This is a genomic window from Arthrobacter sp. 05T444 (assembly GCF_056395905.1).
On the sequence record NZ_JBFTKK010000009.1, the window covers coordinates 92,403 to 106,701 of the forward strand.

At 68.2% G+C, this 14,299-nt stretch carries 13 protein-coding genes; 4 read left to right on the forward strand and 9 right to left on the reverse strand.

Annotation, left to right across the window (positions count from 1 at the left end; all coding sequences use genetic code 11):
- Nucleotide 1 precedes the first annotated feature (1 nt).
- Together AC1DD3_RS10890 and AC1DD3_RS10895 are read left to right on the forward strand one after the other, a co-directional pair.
- Entirely contained in the window at nt 2-838 is an 837-nt protein-coding gene (locus tag AC1DD3_RS10890) for an ABC transporter permease (protein ID WP_476881635.1), read from the forward strand.
- 159 nt (nt 839-997) lie between these two features.
- Nucleotides 998-2,077, forward strand: a complete 1,080-nt coding sequence (locus tag AC1DD3_RS10895; RefSeq protein ID WP_476876470.1) for an ABC transporter substrate-binding protein — start codon at nt 998-1,000, stop codon at nt 2,075-2,077.
- 153 nt (nt 2,078-2,230) lie between these two features.
- On the opposite strand, the gene AC1DD3_RS10900 is transcribed toward AC1DD3_RS10895, so the two are convergent.
- Together AC1DD3_RS10900 and AC1DD3_RS10905 are read right to left on the reverse strand one after the other, a co-directional pair.
- Nucleotides 2,231-2,854, reverse strand: coding sequence for a flavin reductase family protein (locus tag AC1DD3_RS10900; protein ID WP_476881636.1), 624 nt, complete (start codon nt 2,852-2,854; stop codon nt 2,231-2,233).
- 24 nt (nt 2,855-2,878) lie between these two features.
- Nucleotides 2,879-3,631, reverse strand: coding sequence for a 3-hydroxybutyrate dehydrogenase (locus tag AC1DD3_RS10905; RefSeq protein WP_476881637.1), 753 nt, complete (start codon nt 3,629-3,631; stop codon nt 2,879-2,881).
- A gap of 131 nt (nt 3,632-3,762) precedes the next feature.
- On the opposite strand from AC1DD3_RS10905, the gene AC1DD3_RS10910 reads away from it, so the two are divergent.
- Entirely contained in the window at nt 3,763-4,668 is a 906-nt protein-coding gene (locus AC1DD3_RS10910) for a LysR family transcriptional regulator (protein ID WP_476876467.1), read from the forward strand.
- A 37-nt stretch (nt 4,669-4,705) separates the two neighbouring features.
- Here AC1DD3_RS10910 and AC1DD3_RS10915 read toward each other — a convergent pair whose 3' ends face one another.
- The 3 genes from AC1DD3_RS10915 to AC1DD3_RS10925 form a co-directional block, all read right to left on the reverse strand.
- Nucleotides 4,706-5,626, reverse strand: a complete 921-nt coding sequence (locus tag AC1DD3_RS10915; RefSeq protein WP_230119572.1) for a spermidine synthase — start codon at nt 5,624-5,626, stop codon at nt 4,706-4,708.
- A 101-nt stretch (nt 5,627-5,727) separates the two neighbouring features.
- Entirely contained in the window at nt 5,728-7,296 is a 1,569-nt protein-coding gene (gene rfaE2, locus AC1DD3_RS10920) for a D-glycero-beta-D-manno-heptose 1-phosphate adenylyltransferase (RefSeq protein WP_230119571.1), read from the reverse strand.
- Nucleotides 7,293-8,801 carry an aldehyde dehydrogenase family protein gene (locus AC1DD3_RS10925; RefSeq protein ID WP_476881638.1) on the reverse strand — a complete coding sequence of 503 codons (1,509 nt, stop codon included), beginning with the start codon at nt 8,799-8,801 and terminating at the stop codon, nt 7,293-7,295. Before AC1DD3_RS10925 ends, rfaE2 (AC1DD3_RS10920) begins: the two co-directional genes overlap by 4 nt.
- Before the next feature lie 229 nt (nt 8,802-9,030).
- Between AC1DD3_RS10925 and AC1DD3_RS10930 the strand changes: the two genes are divergently transcribed.
- Nucleotides 9,031-10,230, forward strand: coding sequence for a glycosyltransferase family 9 protein (locus tag AC1DD3_RS10930; RefSeq protein ID WP_230119569.1), 1,200 nt, complete (start codon nt 9,031-9,033; stop codon nt 10,228-10,230).
- On the opposite strand, the gene AC1DD3_RS10935 is transcribed toward AC1DD3_RS10930, so the two are convergent.
- The 4 genes from AC1DD3_RS10935 to AC1DD3_RS10950 all read right to left on the reverse strand — a co-directional run bounded on the left by AC1DD3_RS10935 (nt 10,196) and on the right by AC1DD3_RS10950 (nt 14,277).
- On the reverse strand, nt 10,196-10,897 hold the full coding sequence (locus tag AC1DD3_RS10935; RefSeq protein WP_230119568.1) for an SDR family oxidoreductase: 702 nt from the start codon (nt 10,895-10,897) through the stop codon (nt 10,196-10,198). The genes AC1DD3_RS10930 and AC1DD3_RS10935 overlap by 35 nt on opposite strands.
- A 43-nt stretch (nt 10,898-10,940) precedes the next feature.
- Nucleotides 10,941-12,305 carry a D-glycero-beta-D-manno-heptose 1-phosphate adenylyltransferase gene (gene rfaE2, locus AC1DD3_RS10940; protein ID WP_476881639.1) on the reverse strand — a complete coding sequence of 455 codons (1,365 nt, stop codon included), beginning with the start codon at nt 12,303-12,305 and terminating at the stop codon, nt 10,941-10,943.
- The gene (locus tag AC1DD3_RS10945; RefSeq protein ID WP_476876482.1) at nt 12,302-12,934 is read right to left on the reverse strand and encodes a D-sedoheptulose-7-phosphate isomerase; all 633 of its coding nucleotides are present in this window, start codon (nt 12,932-12,934) and stop codon (nt 12,302-12,304) included. Before AC1DD3_RS10945 ends, rfaE2 (AC1DD3_RS10940) begins: the two co-directional genes overlap by 4 nt.
- 89 nt (nt 12,935-13,023) lie before the next feature.
- The gene (locus AC1DD3_RS10950; RefSeq protein ID WP_230119565.1) at nt 13,024-14,277 is read right to left on the reverse strand and encodes a glycosyltransferase; all 1,254 of its coding nucleotides are present in this window, start codon (nt 14,275-14,277) and stop codon (nt 13,024-13,026) included.
- Nucleotides 14,278-14,299: the final 22 nt, after the last annotated feature.

Consider the following 14,299-nt stretch of genomic DNA (forward strand, 5'->3'; position numbering starts at 1 on the left):
CGTGGGATCAAAGAAAAACGGCCTTTCGGCGGCGTTGGACGGCGGCACACGCCGGCGTGCCCGCAGGACCGAGATGTCCCCGCTGGCGATGCGAAGCACGCAACTCCTCCTCACCCTCGCGGTCCTCGGCGCCTGGGAGCTGTCCGTGCGGGCCGGGATCGTGGACGAGTTCTTCTTCCCGCTTCCGTCGGATATCTTCCAGACCGTCTGGGTCTGGGTGTCCTCAGGATTCGTCTTCCCGCATCTGTGGATCACCATGCAGGAAGCCATCCTCGCCTTCCTCGTGGGGGCCGCCGCCGGGCTTCTCCTCGGCTTCGTCCTTGCCCGTGTGCGTTTCCTCGAGCGTCTGCTGGACCCGTTCCTGCAGATGTTCAATGCCCTCCCCCGCGTGGTGCTGGCCCCGATCTTCCTGCTCTGGTTCGGCCTGGGAATCTGGTCCAAGGTCGCGTTCGGCTTCACGCTCGTGTTCTTCATCGTCTTCTTCAACACCCTTGAGGGCGTCAAGAGCGTTGACCGGGTACTGGTGGACAATGCACGGATGCTGGGGGCATCCGAGAAGCAGCTCCTCCGGCACGTTTTCATCCCCAGCGCCCTGACCTGGATTTTCTCCAGCCTGCACATCAGCGTGGGCTTTGCCATAACGGGCGCCGTGGTGGGCGAATACCTCGGAGCGTCTGCCGGTGTTGGCTACGCGATCGCCCAGGCACAGGGCGTCTTCGACACCAAGGGCGTCTTTGCCGGGATGTTCATCCTGATGATCGTGGTCCTCATTATCGACCTTCTCGTCAACCGACTGGAGCGGCATCTGCTCCGCTGGCGCCCCGTGCAGTCTTCCTAGACAGTGCAGTCTTCGTAGACAGTGCAGTCTTCGTAGACAGTGCAGTCTTCCTGGACAGCCCAGCCGTCCTGGACCGTCCAATCGTCCTCAGCCGCTAAGAGGCGTCCGGAGTCTCGGCGCCGAAACCAATCCACTATCACTGCCTTGAAGGGACCCCCGATGACACAGAACGAAAACCGGCAAAGGCGCCGCGGCCTCATCCGGCCGCTTACCCTCATCGCCTCCGTTGCCCTGGCCCTGTCTGCCTGCGGCGCTCCGGCCGCGGCGCCGCCGGGTCAGTCTGGCAGCGCGGCGGCCGGTGGTGCCGGCAGTTCCAAGGTGACCATCGGCATCGGTGGCCAGACGCTCCTGACGTACCTCCCCACGACGCTCGCGCAGGAGCTCGGCTACTACCAGGAGGAAGGCGTGAACGTCGAGCTCCAGGACCTGCAGGGCGGCTCGAAGGCGCTGACGGCCATGATTGGCGGCAGCACCAACGTGACCAGCGGATACTACGAGCACACGATCCAGATGCAGGCCAAGAACCAGAAGATCAAGGCGTTCGTGGACATGGGCAGGTCCTCCGGGCTGGCACTGCTGGTCGCACCGAAGAACGAAGGCAAGATCAAGACCCTTGCCGATCTCAAGGGCAAGAACGTGGGTGTGACCTCGCCCGGGTCGTCCACGGACATGTTCATCAAGTACCTCCTCGCCAAGAACGGGTTGCAGAAGACGGATGCGGCGGTGTCCGCCATCGGCGCCGGTTCATCGGCGGTCGCGGCCGTGGAGCAGGGCCAGGTCGATGCGGCCGTCATGCTCGAGCCGGACGTGTCCGTGTTGACCAAGCGGATCGGCCACGACCCCGTGATCCTGGAGGACGTCCGCACGGCCGACGGACTCAAGGAAGTCTTTGAGACTGATGCGTGGCCGTCCTCCAGCCTCTACGCCAAGACCGACTGGCTGGACGCGAACAAGGAGACGGCCGGCAAGCTCGCCAAGGCCATCAAACGGACCCTGGAATTCATCGACGGGCATTCCGGCGAGGAGATCGCCGCAAAGATGCCCGAGAAATTCGCCGGTGGCGACAAGGCCCTCTATGCCAAGGTGATCGAGGACCTGAAGAAGACGCTCAGCAAGGACGGCGCCTTCACCGAGAATGGCGTCCAGGCCGTGCTGAAGACCCAGCAGGTGGCCAACCCGGAAGTCGGAAACAAGGACATCAAGCTGGAGGAAACCTACACGAACGAGTTCGTGAAGTAGGACCGCCTGCAGAGGCACCGAGTGGGCCCGTCATCCGGAATCGGATGGCGGGCCCACTCGCTTTGAAAGCCCGACGGCGGCCCGCACGGCAGGCGGGCGTCAGGCGTCCGGTACATCCCGGCGTCGCAAGTCCCGGCGTTAAGAGTCCCGGCGTTAAGAGTCCCGGCGTTGAAAGTCCCCAGGCCAGTCAGACCTGCGGATCCGGCCCAGCTCCTGGACCGGCCCGAGGTGCCCCCATTCATCGCGCCCGAGCCGCGCAAGCGGTCCGAGGAGATCGATCCGGGGATGGTCGCCCTCCAGGACGTCCGCGGAGATGGCGGCATGGGTGACCTCGCCGAACACCAGGACGCAGTCGCCCATCGCGAGCGTCGAATGCAGCCGGCACTCGAGGGCCACGGGGGACTCCGCCACCCGCGGCACACCGACCGTCAGGCCAGGCTCCCGGGTCACGCCGGCGGCGTCGAACTCGCTGACTTCCGGCGGGAAGTTGGTGCCGGTCGCGTTGACCTCGGCCATGAAATCAGCCGGCGCAAGGTTCACCACGAACTCACCCCGCGCCGAGATGTTCCGCAGTGAGTCCTTCCTGCCCACCGAGGTGAACTGGATGATCGGCGGGGTCACCGACGCGACGGTGAAAAAGGAATGCGGAGCAAGATTGTCCACCCCCTCGGCGGACGTGCTGGATACCCAGGCGATGGGGCGGGGAACAACAACGGCCGTCAGGAGCCGGTAGAACTCGGCGGACGGCATCCCGGCGGGACTGAAATCCTTGCGCATGGTCCCAGCCTAACGGCCCGGTTTTTACCGTGCCGACCAGCCGCCGTCCATGGTGTAGCTTGCGCCGGTGACCATGCCGGCGTCGTCGGAGGCCAGCCAGGCCACGAGCGAGGCGACTTCCTCCGGCTCCACGAGCCGCTTTACCGCGGACTCGGTCAGCATGACCTTGGCGAGGACTTCCGACTCCGGGATGCCGTGGACCTTGGCCTGGTCCGCGATCTGCTTTTCGACGAGGGGCGTGCGGACATACCCGGGATTGATGCAGTTGGACGTGACTCCGTGCTCGCCGCCCTCCAGCGCCGTCACTTTGCTCAGCCCTTCCAGGCCGTGCTTGGCGGAGACGTAAGCGCTCTTGAAGGGTGAGGCCCGGATTCCGTGCACGGATGACACGTTGATGATGCGGCCAAAGCCGTTGGCGTACATGTGCGGCAGGGCCGCCCTGACGAGCAGGAACGGTGCTTCAAGCATGAGCCTGAGGATCCGGCGGAAGGCTTCGGGCTCGAAGTCCTCGATGGGGCTGATTTGCTGGATGCCGGCGTTGTTCACCAGGATGTCGCAGTCGAGGCTCAGCGCCGCGAGGGCGTCCACATCCAGGAGGTCCACAGCCCATGCCGTGCCGCCCAGCTGGTCGGCGAGGGCCGCTGCGCCGGCTTCATCCACGTCAGCCACCACTACGTTGGCTCCCCGTGCGGCAAGCTCCCGCGCACACGCTGCACCGATGCCGCTGGCACCGCCGGTCACCACGGCCTTCCGACCGCTAATGTTCTTTGCGTTCATGGTCTGCTCCTCACAGTGTCAACGCTGACACGTGCCAAGAATCACGGCACTTTCGGTCCACCTGAGTATTGCTGCAGAAAGTTCCGGGTTCAATAGCCAATCCAGCACGCGTTTCGTGCAAAATTGCAGATATGGAAGCCAATCCGGATGATCTGCTGGTGCTGCTCGCGGTGTCCCGCTCGGCGAAATTCACGACGGCGGCACAGGCCTTGGGACTGAACCACACCACCGTTTCGCGCAGGATTGCGGCCTTGGAGAAAGCGCTCGGCGGGCGCGTCCTCTCGCGGGCGGCAGGCGGCTGGGAGCTGACCGAACTCGGTGCGCAGGCTGTCATGGTTGCGGAACAGGTCGAAACCGCGGTGCGTGCGCTGGGACCTTCGGGCCGGCCGCCCGACCCGGTGACCGGCGTCGTGCGCATGACCGCGACGGACGGCTTCAGCGCCTACATCGCCGCCCCGGCGGTGGCCAGACTGCGGCGGGACCACCCCGGCCTCAGCGTCGAGATCGTCACCGTCACGAGGCGGGCGCTGCAGCAGCGCTCCGGGCTCGACATCGAGGTGGTGGTGGGCGAACCGCAGGTGCACCGGGCCGAAGCGTTCCGTCTGGGTGAATACGTGCTGGGCATGTACGCCTCCCGCTCATACCTGGAGCAGAACGGAACTCCGGACTCCGTGGAAGCCCTGACCACGCATCCGCTGGTGTACTTCGTGGACTCCATGCTGCAGGTGGACGATCTCGACGCTCCGCGGCGCCTGGTGCCGGCGATGCGGGACGGGGTCAGCTCCACCAACGTGTTTGTACACGTTGAGGCAACCCGGGCAGGAGCGGGCATCGGCTTCCTGCCCTGCTTCATGGGCGACAGGCATGCCGATCTCGTGCGCCTGCTCCCCCAGCACTTCGCCGAACGGCTCCCCTACTGGATGGTGCTGCGGCCGGACTCCATGCGGCGACCGGCTGTCGCGGCCGTGGTCCAGGCATTGCGCGAAGAGGTGACGGACCACCGGGAGTCGCTGCTGGGACGCGGCGGAACTCGCTGATCGCTCCGTAACGGCACTTTCAGGCAAAAAACGGCAGTTACGGAGCAACCGTTGGGGCTGCTGGGTCGTGCCGGACCGGCGCCCCCGCGGCGAAGGCGCGCACCTTGTCGTCGTTCCAGATGTGGGCGGGCACCGCGCCGCCCAGGAGCCGGCGTGCCAGCCGGGGGTCATCGTCGAACGGCAGGTCGCTGCCGGCCATCACCATGTTTCCGTAGCGGCGGCCCTTCAGCATGGCGGGATCAGCAATGATCACGGTGTGCTCAAAGGCAGCCGCGATGGTGGCGGCGTCTTGGCGTGCATTCTTCAGGTCAGGGGCATCGCCCGAATTCACCACGTAGATGCCGCCCGGTGCCAGCACGCGCCTGGCATGGCCGTTGAACTCGCTCGTAGTCAGCGGACGCGGCGTCAGCGCACCGGCGAAGACGTCCCGGATGATGAAGTCACGGGTCTGCGGGGTGAGCGTTTCGGTCACGGCGCGTGCCTCGCCCACACGCAGCCTCAGCAGCGGAGCCTTGGGGAGGTCAAACCAGCCGCGGACGTAGTCGGCCAGCTTCCCGTCCAGCTCCACTACAACCTGGCGGGCGTCGGGGTAGGCGGCGTGGAAGTAGCGGGCCAGGGAACACGCTCCGCCGCCGAGGTGGAGACCTCGCAATTTGGGCCGGGATTCCGGGGGCCAGCGAGATTCGATGAGGGCGGCCATCCAGCGCATGTATTCGAAGTCCAGAAACAACGGATCGGCGAGGTCGATATGCGAACTCATGACGCCGTTGATCCGCAGCAGCCAGCCCGTCGAATTGTCCTGGTCCGCAATCAGCTCGCAGTCCCCGGTGTCGATGTAATAGACGCCCTCGACGGGACCGTCCGGTCGGGCGCCCTTGGCCAGCTCCACCACTCCACGCACCGCTGTGTCAGCCGTGCCGCCACCGAATTTGCCGCCTGATTTGCCGCGCCGTGCCATCAGTTGTCCGCCGCTTCCGTCATGATGCAAGCCTAGTTGACCTCCGTGCCGCCGGTTGAGCCAGTCGAAACCTCGATCTCGTCAGGCTCGACCAGCGAAGGCTAGGCTTCCGAAACCGCAGCACCCTCGCCGTCGCGGATGCGCTGGACCATGGCCGTGGTTGAACGCTCGGCCACATAGTCCAGGATGCATACCCGCCCGCCGTAGGCTTCCACGCCCTCGGTCTCGGCCAGCATTTCGGGTGTGTAGTCGCCGCCCTTGGCGTAGATCTCCGGATGCAGCTGCTCGATCAGCGGAATGGGCGTGGGGGTATCGAAGACCGTGACATAGTCCACGCAGCTCAGAGCCGCAATAACGGCCGCCCGGTCCGCCACGCTGTTGATGGGACGGCCTGGGCCCTTGAGCTTGCGCACGGAGTCATCGCTGTTGAGCGCCACTATCAGGATGTCCCCCAGCTGCTTGGCCTGGTTCAGGTACCGGGTGTGCCCGCTGTGCAGGACGTCGAAGCAGCCGTTGGTCAGGACCACCCGCTGGCCGTCGCTGCGGTGGGCACGGATGTGCCGTTCCAGCTCATCTGCCGTCAGGGCGGTGTCAGCGAAGCTCTCGAGGTAGCGCCCCAACTCGTGCGTGCCGCACACGGACGTCCCCGGGTGATGGACCACAACGTCGGCGGCCGCCTGCGCCAGATCCAGGCTGGCCGTCAGCGGGAGCGAGGCAGCCCGCGCCAGCGTCAGCGCGGCCACGAACGTGTCGCCCGCCCCGGACGCCTGCTTCTCGGTAGCGGGCCGGGCCCAGGTCCGGTGGGGATTGCCGGCGGACGGGATCAGGACGGTGCCGTCGCGGTCGAGCGTGACCACCACGGCCCGCGCCCCCGTGGCCTGCAGCAGCTGTTGCCCGTGCTCCGTGACGACGGCAGCGCGCTCCGGCCCGCCGGTGAGTCGGCGGTCCAGCAGCCTTGCGGCCTCCTGCGCGTTGGGCGTGGCGAGGTCCGGTTGCAGCGCCGCCCACGGGCGCGGGTCGTGCGCGTCCACCACCACCAGCCGGTCCGGTTCCCGCCGCGAGAGGCATTCTATGAGCCGGGCGCGGACAGGCCCTGCCAGAACGCCTGTCCCGTAATCGCAGATCACCACGGCGTCCTGGCGTTCGACGGCGGCCGGCACCGCCGCGGCGAGCCCCGCCAAAGCGCCGTCCGGAATGCTGGCGGCAGCGTCGTCGAACCGCAGCAGGACCTGGCCGCCGCTGCTGATGCGGATTTTCGTGGTGGTGACGATGCCCGGATGTTCGGTCAGGTGGCTCGTGTCGACGCCCGCGCCAAGCAGCTGGCGTTTCAGTTCCGCCCCGGCGTCGTCCGTTCCGATGATCCCGGCCACGCTGACGCGGGCGCCCAGGGCCGCCAGGTTCATGGCGGTGTTCGCGGCGCCGCCCGGGGAAAATTCGCGGCGGTCGATGTCCACCACGGGGGCCGGCGCCTCCCGGCACATCCGCTCGCTGCTTCCGCTCCACCAGCCGTCGAGTATGAGGTCACCCACCACCAGGACTGCGGGGCTCTCCTCTGCCAGACGCTGCGGAAGCCACGCCGCCAGGCCACGCTGTTCGGAGAGGTCCGGCCGGCTCTCGCGGGGCAGGCCGCCTCCGGCTATGCCCTGCCCCCCGGCTCCCCCTCCCGTCATTGTGCTGCGCCTTCCCCGGCGGCGGCGGAGCCGGCAGCCGACGGGCCGGCCGCGGAGGAGCCGGCAGCGGACGGGCCGGAGCTGGCAGAGACCTCGGCCGAGCGCGGGGCCAGAGGCGGCGGTGCAGCGATGTGCACCACCTTGACCCGGGTAAATTCGTCCATGAGTTCGGGGCCGTAGCCGAAGCCGTGACCGCTTTCGCCGCGTGGCTGGGCGGAACCGCCGGGAGCCCCGCCGAACACTTCATTGACTTTGACTGTCCCCACCGGAAGGACGGCGATTGCCCGCTGGGCGTGGGCGATGCTTCCCGTCAGGACCGTCGCAGCCAGGCCGTAGCGGCCCGCCGCGGCGAACTCGAGGCCCTCGTCGAAGCTATCCACCACGCGCACCGGAGCCACCGGGCCGAAGGTTTCTTCCGCCATGACGTCCATGGTGTCCGTGCAGTCCAGCAGAACCGTGGCGGGATAAAAGGCGCCGGGACCGTCCGGAACTGCTCCGCCCACCGCCGCCCGGGCGCCCAGCCGCACTGCTTCGGCAACATGGCGATGGACGGCCTCACGCAGGCGCGTATCCACCAGCGGTGCGATCCCGCCGGCACGGTTGCGCTTCCGGGCCTGCTCCGCTAGCGCCTCGCAGAACTGTACCGCCACGGCCCGGTGGACATAAATCCGCTCCACCGACGTGCAGATCTGCCCGCTGTTGCTGAAGGCTCCGATGGCGGCCTGCTCCGCCGCCCAGCCCGGATCCACCCCTTCGTCCACGAGCAGCGGATCATTGCCGCCGTTTTCCCGGATCACGTGGGCCCCGGACGCGACGGCAGCGCGCGCAATGAGTGCGCCCGTGTCGCTGGACCCGACGTGCGCAAAAACGTCAACGGTCGCCTGCTGCGTGAGAAGGGCGCCGACGTCGGATCCTCCGGTCAGGGTCAGCAGCACACCAGGCGGGAAGACGGATGCCAGCACCTTCCCGAGCCGTTCGCCCACTCCGGGGCAGCGCTCACTGGGCTTATGGACCGCGGTGTTGCCGGTGACCAGCGCCGCGCCGATCAGTCCGCACGCCACTGCCACAGGATCGTTCCACGGCGTCAGCAGCACGGCCACGCCGCGGGGTTCGGCCACTGTGTAGTCGGCCGCGAGCAGGTTGCCCCGCAGGCTGAGGCCGCGGTGCACGGGGCCAAGCTCTGCGTACTGCTCCAGGGTTGAAACTCCGGCAGCAACCCCGGCGAGAGCCTCTTCCGCGGGGCGCCCCGTCTCCCGCGCGTTGATATCCGCCAACTCCGCGGCAGCCCCGCCGAGGGCAGCGGCGGCCGCCCGCAGCAGCTTGCCCCGCTCCGCCGGTGGCGTGGCGGACCAGGCGGACCCGGCGTCACGGGCCTTCTCCACAGCCCGTGCCACATCTTCGGGCCGGGCGGCCGGGAACCTTCCCGCGACGTCGCCCGTGCGGGGGTCCCGGATGGTCAGCACGTCGTGGGCAGTGGCCAGGAAACTCTCGGTGGTCGCGTGCATGTGGCTCCTCGCTGGGTTCGCTTGGTGCGTGCCTCTACGGAGCAGGTGATCGCCCGACTCGTGATCCCGCCGTCTCCTGACCTCATCCGTACCCCGCCCTTGTCGGTTTACACGCCTGTGCCGTCAGGAGTTTTCGGCGCTGGCGGCCGGCGCTGGCGGGGACTTATGGTGGCCCCACGGGAATCCGCACACCTGACCTGATCCGTCCGTAGCCGAAGGGGCTGACGCCATGGAACACCTCAACCCCGACTTCGGCGGTGCACGCGCCACCGGCTATGGGGTGGGCCCGGTCCTGGAGAGATTCAGCGACGTATCGCGGATCGCCGTGCTGCGCGGTGGCGGCCTGGGCGACCTGATCTACGCCCTGCCGGCCGTCTCGGCGCTGAAGGCCGCCTATCCGGAGGCCTCCGTCACCCTGCTGGGCACCCCCATCCACGCAGAGCTGCTGTCCCAGATTGAAGGGCCCCTGGACGAAACGCTGATTCTGCCGTTCGCCGAGGGCGTCCGGCCGGGAGCCGAGGATCATGGCGAGCTGGACCGGTTCTTCGGCGAAATGCGCGCCAGGAAATTCGACCTCGCCGTCCAGCTTCACGGCGGAGGGCGCTACTCAAATCCGTTCCTGCTCCGCCTCGGGGCACGCCACACCGTGGGCACCAGGACCCCTGACGCGGCCCGGCTGGAGCGAACCGTGCCGTACGTGTACTACCAGCACGAGCCGCAGCGGGCGCTGGAAGTGGCCGGGTTCGCCGGGGCCCCGCCCCCTGGGCTGGAGGCGCGCGTCCGTGCCTTGCCGGAGTTCGCACAGCAGCTGGCCCCGAGACTGGACGCGCTGTTCCCGTCCGCTGAGGCGCGGGGCACTGTGGTGATCCATCCGGGCGCCACTGATCCGCGGCGCCGCTGGCCGGCGGACCGCTTCGCCGCTGTGGCCAGAAAAGCGGCCGACGACGGCTTCCGGGTCGTGGTGGTCGGCGACCACACCGAAAAGGAACTGGCGGAAACAGTGGTGGAAGCCGCCGTCGGCCACGCCAAGGCGGACTCCAAAGGGGCCAGCAACAGGGCACCGCAGGTGGCTTCCTTGGCGGGCCAGCTCGGACTGGGCGAGCTCGCGGCGCTGCTCGCTGCCTGCTGCGCCGTGGTGGCAAATGACAGCGGACCGCGCCACCTGGCCCAGGCACTCGGCACCCCCACCGTGGGCATCTTCTGGGCCGGCAATGCCATCAACGCGGCACCGCTGGGACGGACCCTGCACCGGATCCATCTCGGCTGGGCGACGCACTGCCCGGTCTGTGGAATCGACATCACCCAGGTGGGCTGGACGGCGCCGCGGTGCCGCCACGACGAATCCACCGTGGAGGCGGTCGCCCCCGACGCGGTCTATGAGGACGTCCGCCAGCTCACGGCCATGAACCTTCCTCCTCGTGGCAGATGAGCATCTCGCGGATCTCGCAGCCCGCGGGCTGTGACAGCACGAACAGGATGGCCTGGGCAACGTTGGCGGGATCGTTGAGGCGGGAATCGTCCTGCGGCTTGTACTGCTCCGCACGGTCGTCGAAAAAGCGTGTCTTCATGCCGCCCGGGATCATGGTGGTCACCCCGATCTCGCCACCCGTTTCGGCAGCAAGGGAGTGGCTGAAGCCCACCACCGCGAACTTGGAGGCGCAATAGGCCGTGGCCTCAGGGAGCGCCCGCTTGCCCAGCGTGGAGGCGATGGTCACCACCCTGCCACGGGAACGCTTCAGATACGGCAGAGCCGCCCGGACCACCGACACCGTCCCCAGAAGGTTGACGCCGATGACACGTTCCCATTCATCCGCGTCCACATCCTCGAGCTTTCCGCAGCGGTCAATCCCGGCTGCTGTGACCACTGCGTCCAGGCCGTCCAGCGTTTCTGCCGCCTGGCGAACAGCCTCGCTCACCGCCGCACGGTCCGAGACGTCAACTTCGAAGGCCTTCGCCGCCGAGACGTTCCGGATATCCCGGTCCAGCACCACCGGAGTCCCGCCCGCCCGCAACACTGCATCTACGACGGCGGCCCCCAGGCCGGAGGCCCCGCCTGTCACCAGGACGCGGCCGGGCCGAAAAGTCGATTCATTCATGGTGTTCCTTTCGTTCGGGACTGTTTCACGTTTGTCGTGTTCCTCAGCTGACCTTGGCCAGCGCGTCCGCCAGGACAGACGTGGACCGGGCCTGATGGAACGGCACCGTCACGCACCGCCCGCCCCAGCTTTCGACGAGACCCGCTTCGGGCAGCTGCGATGCCTGGTAGTCCCCTCCCTTCACCCAGATGGCCGGGCGCAGGAGATCCAGGCACGCCTGCGGGGTGTCCTCTTCGAAGACCATCACGGCGTCCACGCATTCGAGGGCAAGGAGAAGCTCGGCCCTGTCTTCCTGGCTCACGATGGGCCGCTGCTCACCCTTGATTCTGCGGACGGACTCGTCCGAGTTCAGGCACACAATCAGGCAGTCACCCAGATCCCGCGCCGCCGCCAGGGTTCGGACGTGGCCGGCGTGCAGCAGGTCGAAGCAGCCTCCGGTCGCCACCACGGTTCCCCCTTTCGCGCGCACCCTCCGGGCCAGGGCATGGGCATCCCCGTCCCGTCGGTGCCGCCAGACCGGCCGGTGGCGGTCCGGAAGGGAGGCGACTCCCCCTGCACCCAGGAAATGTGCGGCCTCGTGGATGGCAAGTTCAACGGCGTCGTCGAGGCCGCGGCCTTCTGCCAAGTGCACCGCCAGGCTGGCAGCAAGCCTGTCACCGGCACCGCAGGGATCGCTGACGTCGGTCGGCGGCGCCGGGACGATCCGCGGCGAGCGATTCCGCGTTTCCACCAGCAGTCCGCCCCGCTCCCCCATGGTGACGAGCACGGCCTTGACCTGCCAGCGGTCCAGCAGGACACCCCCCGCTTCGGCAATTTCCGCAGGCGTGGCCGCCGCACTGCCGGTTGCCTTGGCCGCCTCGGCCAGGTTCGGCGTAGCCACCGCCACACCCGGCACCGGCACCGCACCCAAGGGGTGCGGGTCCCACACGATCGGAACGCTGACTGCCAGGGCCGCGAGGAGGGACCGGATTTCCGGATTCGCGGCCAGGCCGCGGCCGTAGTCCGCAACGATAATGACTTCCGCCTGTTCAATGGCCGTCAGCATGCCCGCCGTCGCCCCCGGAACGGCCGGGCGACCGCAGTCCTCGTCCACGCGGACCACAGGGTGGCGGCCGGCCCGTACCCGCGTTTTCACCGGCGTCCGGGCACCCGAGGGTCCGGCCACCACCCGTACACCGGCGAGCGCGCCTTCCAGCTCCAGGGACGCGCCGTCGTCGGAAAGCACGGTCACCAGGGTGACGCGGTGCCCGTCATGGGCGAGCATTCGGGCCACGAGCCCGGCGCCGCCCGCCCGCCGCCGGACTTCAGCGATGTCCACCACCGGCACCGGCGCGTCCGGGCACAGCCGGGTCGCCTCGCCGTCCAGGTCCACGTCCAGCAAAACGTCGCCTACCACTGTGATCCTCATCCGCGGTCAGCCTCCAGACCGGGGACGCCGCGGCTCTTCCGGGTGACCTCGGCCTCGAACGCCCGGCACATGGCATGCAGCGCAATCAGATGCCCCTCCTGCGCGTTGGCTGATACGGCGTCGATGGCCACAGCGTCGTCGCAGCAGGCGGCCAGCGGATTTGGCGCCGGCCCGGTAAGCGCCCAGGTGGTCACGTTGAGCCGGGCAGCCGCCTCGGCGGCGCGAAGCAGGTTGGGGCTCTTGCCGCTCGTGGACAGCAGCATGAGGACATCCCCGGACCGCCCGTGCGCCCGCACCTGGCGGGCAAAAAGTTCTGCGTAGCCATAGTCGTTTGCGATGGCCGTCACGGCAGAACTTTCGGCGTGCAGCGAGATCGCCGAGAAGGGCACCCGTTCGCCGTCGAACCTGCCCACCAGTTCGGCTGTCAGATGCTGGGCCTCGGCAGCCGAGCCGCCGTTCCCGGCCGCGAGCAGCCGCTGCCCGCTGAGCAGCCGCTGGGCCAGCTCAACACCCCAGGCCGCCAGCCGGTCGGCCTGGCTTTCAAGCGACCGCAGCGCCGGCAGGACACTTTCCAGATGGATTCTGACAGCCTCCCGGGAGGCCGCTGGGACGGTGATGTCCGGATCCAGTCTCTTCCCTGTGTGCGGGAAACCCGCAGGCCCGGAATCCACCGGTGGCAGGGACGGAAGCTCAGCTTCCTGCAGGGACCATTCCGTTGTCACAGTGCCGCTCCTTCCATCGGTTCCAGGCTGCTGGACTGCGCGGTTCCGGCTATGGCCAGCTGGTACGCCGTTTCAGTTTCCGCCGCGACCCGGCTCCAGGAGTAGCGCGCCTTGGCCCGACGTTCGCCGTTCTGTCCCAGTTTCCTGCGGAGCGCGGGGCTGGACAGTAGGGCTGCCACGGCCCCGGCAATGGCCTCCGGGTCCTTCGGCGGCACGTGCAGGCCAGTTGCGTGGTCCACCACGCTGTCCGTCAGGCCGCCCACAGCTGCCGCCACCACCGGGATTCCGCAGGCCATGGCTTCCAGCGGGACAATGCCGAAGGGCTCGTACCAGGGCGTGCAGGCTACGGCATCCGCGCTCCGGAAGATCCCCGGCATGGCTTCCCGCGGCACCTGGCCGCGGAGCTCCACCTGGTCCGCCACACCCAGGTCCCGGGCAAGGTCGAGCAGGCGGCGTGCCTCGGGATCCTGGCCGTCCGCCCCTGCGCCGCCCCCGACGATGAGGAGCTCGACGTCGTCGAAGCCGGCTTCCCGAAGGTACGGCAGGGAGCGGATCACCAGGTCCACCCCTTTCCGCGGGACGAGCCGGCCCACCGACAGAATGCGGTGGGCGCGGGTCCGGGCATCGGCCGGACCTTCGCTGGAGAACAGCTCCAGGTCCACCCCGCACGGCGCAATCGAGACCTTGCCGGTAGCGATCCCCATCGACTTCAGTTCGAAAACCTCGTCGGAGCAGGTGGCAATGATGCGGTCCGCCGACCGCCCCACGGACGGCTCGAGGAAACTGCGCTCCGCCGGGCTCGTGTCATCCGCGCCCTGATACCGGCGTTTGACTGTCCCGAGGGCATGGAACGTCTGCACCACGGGGACCCGGAAACCGGCCGGCCCGCGGCGCGCGGCGTCCAGCGCGGCGATCCCGGACATCCAGAAGTGGCCGTGGACCACGTCCGGCGGCTCGCCGCCCCAGTGAAGGACCACACCGTCGGCGAGCGCGCCCATGAAAGGCAGCAGTTCGTCCTTGGGCACATGGGTGGCGGGACCGGCGTCCACGTGGACCACCTCAAGCCTGGGCTGCACCCGGACCGTTGCGGGCAAATCCGGCGAATCGCGCCTCGTGTAAACCGTTACCCGGTGGCCGCGCCGGGCCAGGGCGATGGAAAGCGCAGCCACGTGGACGTTTTGGCCTCCCGCGTCCACTCCGCCAAGCGCCGCCAAGGGACTCGCGTGTTCCGAAATCATTGAGATCTTCAATGGGTAGTCCTTTCTCGCGCCG